At 38.9% G+C, this 1,683-nt stretch carries 1 protein-coding gene; it reads right to left on the bottom strand.

Annotated features, from left to right (window positions below; all coding sequences use genetic code 11):
• Nucleotides 1–116 precede the first annotated feature (116 nt).
• Nucleotides 117–1,568 carry an IS1182 family transposase gene (locus tag V6B33_RS21990; protein ID WP_334219788.1) on the bottom strand — a complete coding sequence of 484 codons (1,452 nt, stop codon included), beginning with the start codon at nucleotides 1,566–1,568 and terminating at the stop codon, nucleotides 117–119.
• Nucleotides 1,569–1,683 lie beyond the last annotated feature (115 nt).

Below are 1,683 nucleotides of genomic sequence, written 5' to 3'. Positions count from 1 at the left end.
GAGGCCACTGAAGAACTATTGGCTCTCAAAGAAAGTTAATAAAAAAACAGCCTGTTTGGAATGATTTTTTCCAAACAGGCTGTTTTTTTATTTTGAAAAGGAGGGTTTTCCTCTATTTAATCCATTAATTTTATAATTCGTTTTATATTTGCGGTGAAGATGGTCATGGCTCCTTGTAGGCACATGCCTTCGAGACCCGAAGATGAGGCGACCTCATATCCGTGTCTATGCTTCAGTTCACTATTTTTCGCTTCAATTTTGTATCGTTCTTTTGCCCTCTCCTTAAAGCGTTCGCTATTTTGAAATTCCAATTGTTTCGTGTGTTCTTCTGATTTAATACTGACGGAGTACGATTTTGTTTTAGCGCCGGACTTATAACAACCTTCCTGGAAAGGGCAACGCTTACACTTATCTACATCAAAATAATACGTATTCACTTGGTTATGAGAATGATTTTTCTTCCCTTGGCGAGCTTTTCTTATAGCCATATGCCCGGCAGGACAAACGTACATACCTGCATCTTTATTGAACTCAAACTTTTCTTCATTTTTTCGAGCTCCATGAGAGACATGGAGGTTCAGCTTTGAGATCAATTCAAATTCATGTTCGTTCGCGTATTTGAGGTTTTGCTTCTCTGAATAAGCCGCATCACCAATGACTTCTTTCACCTCAATACCTGCTTCTTTGCTTTTTTCTACTAAGGTTGGTAACTCTTTCCCATCTGTCTTTTCACCCGTTGTAATGGTTGCGGCGGTAATGATTCGCTCCTCGACCATGGCTAAGTGTGTCTTGTATCCGAAAAAGGATGAATCAGCTGTTTTATGACCGATTCGTGCATCTGGGTCTGCCGATTCCTGAAGGTACATCAAATCATCCTCAACGGTCTCTTTTAGTAGATTTAAGGGTTCTTTCACTTTTGGGAATTCGGTTAATTTGGGTTCTTTCTCAATGGTTTCCACAAGCTTTTGAGTGTAATCCAACTCAGCTTCAATCGTATTCTCCGTGGGTTTAGCAGGGAACTTCTCTTTCATCGTTTCATCAATGGAATAGACCATCTTCCTCACCTTTTTTGATCGATTACGCAATACTTCTTCAGGAGAGGTTTGATTGTATCTAGATTTCGTGTGAGTAGCATCCATGATGACAGACTTGGATTTGATTACGCCTTTTTCAAGTGCGATTTCCACCGTTTTCATGATCAATAAGTCTAATAAATTTTCGTCTTTCAAACGTTTCCGTCGAAAATAAGCCAACAGGCTGGGATCAATGACAGCATCTTCAGGGGCCATTTCCAAGAAGAACTTAAACGACATATCCACCTTGGTTCTTTCAATAAGATCTACATCAGATAAAGTGTAAATCGTTTTAAGGAGAAGATATTTAAATAGGCGAATTGGATGGATGGCATTACGTCCATTCGTATGACAATATTTATCCTTTAATTCTTCATATATAAAGGAGAAGTCCACCAGGTTATTGATTTTCCGAAGAAGGTGATCTTGCGGCACAATAACATCATACAATCCTTCATATTGACTTACGTTCATTGATAATTGATGGTCAAGCATCCAATCCCTCACTTTTATGTAGTCCTTCCATTTTACAAGAAAACAGCGCATCTTTCTTCGATTTCTCGAAGAAAGATGCGCTGTTTATAAAATCATGGACTTTTTCAGTGGCCTC

The organism is Mangrovibacillus sp. Mu-81 (genome assembly GCF_036867415.1).
GTDB lineage: Bacteria > Bacillota > Bacilli > Bacillales > Bacillaceae_B > Rossellomorea.
The sequence above is the reverse complement of the archived record's forward strand: the minus strand, read 5'-3'. Positions and strand labels throughout refer to the sequence as shown.